The 1,251-nt window shown below is 66.3% G+C and carries 2 protein-coding genes; both read right to left on the bottom strand.

All coding sequences use genetic code 11. From position 1 onward, the window contains the following. A partial coding sequence (locus B3873_RS03755) for a tetratricopeptide repeat protein (protein ID WP_286864107.1) occupies positions 1–687 on the bottom strand: 687 nt, incomplete at its 3' end. 41 nt (positions 688–728) lie between these two features. After that, positions 729–1,251, bottom strand: a 523-nt coding sequence (locus tag B3873_RS03750; RefSeq protein WP_286864106.1) for a methyl-accepting chemotaxis protein, incomplete at its 5' end; no start/stop codon positions are given.

Raw genomic sequence — 1,251 nt, 5'->3', positions numbered from 1 at the left:
GCTGGGCTGACCCGCGTACGCCGCATGCATGTGGCTGGCGATGGGGTGGCCCGGCTCTTCCTGCAGCCATTGGCGGCAGACTTCCGCCGCTTCTTCCACCCGTCCCAGGAAGTAAAAGGAAATGGCCAGCAGCTCGCGTGACTTGCCCTCATGCGGCGGCAGCACGAAGGCCAGGCACTGGTAACGCGAACTCTGCATGCGGTCGCCCAGCGCAGCGTAGAGGTCAGCCAGCTGGTACAGGGCAGGGAGGCAATGCGGATCTCGCAACAGGGCCTGCTCGCAGGCGGCGATGGCGGCCTGCGGCTGGTGCTGCGCGCGCCGCGCGGCGGCCAGGTTGGTCCACAGCTGGGCATCGTCGGAGCGCAAGGTCAGGGCTTGTCCGTAGGCCAGCTCCGACTGGTCGAAGCGCCCGCAGGCGAACAGGACGTTGCCAAGATCATTGCACCAGTCGGCATCGGGCGGTGTAGTGCGCGCGGCTTCGTGCATCAGCGCCAGGCCTTCTTCGTGCCGTCCGCACTGGTGCAGCAGTACGCCCAGGTAGTGCTGGGCCGGGGCGTATTGCTCCTCCATGGCGAGGACCAGGCGATAGTCCTCCTCGGCAGCTTGCAGGCGGCCCGCAGCATGGTGGTTGAAGGCCGAAGTGAAGCTTTCTTCAATCAGCTCTTCCAGGACCCCGGTAGACGGCATGGGTTCGCTCCTTCTCTTGGTATCGGTCATGCGAGGTGAATTCATTGACTCAACGCGGCCAGCGGATGATGTGGCAAGGCGGGGCTACCGCCCGTGCCGGCCAGCGCCATGGCTTGCGGTGCGGTCAGCGTGAACACCGCCACCGACGCCGTGAGTGTGGCCGCCCGTTCGGTCAGGGCATCGGCGGCGGCAGCGGTCTGTTCGACCAGGGCAGCATTCTGCTGGGTCGCGCGATCCATCTCGGCCAGGCTGAGGCTGACCTGGGAAATCCCCTCGGCCTGCTCACGCGTTGCCATCGCAATCTCGTTGACGGTGGTCATGACGTTGCCGAAGGACTGCACGATCTGCACGATGGCCTGGTCGGCCTCCTTGACCTGTTGCGCAGCCTGGTCGACTGAACCGATCGAGGCGGCGATCAGGTCCTTGACTTCGCGAGCGGCCTCGGCGCTGCGCAGTGCCAGCGAGCGCACTTCCGATGCCACGACCGCGAAACCCCGGCCCTGACTGCCGGCACGGGCGGCTTCGACCGAGGCGTTCAATGCCAGGATGTTGGTCTGGAAGGCG

This window comes from Herbaspirillum sp. UBA812, from assembly GCF_002296545.1.
Classification (GTDB): Bacteria; Pseudomonadota; Gammaproteobacteria; order Burkholderiales; family Burkholderiaceae_D; genus Herbaspirillum; species Herbaspirillum huttiense.
The sequence above is the reverse complement of the archived record's forward strand: the minus strand, read 5'-3'. Positions and strand labels throughout refer to the sequence as shown.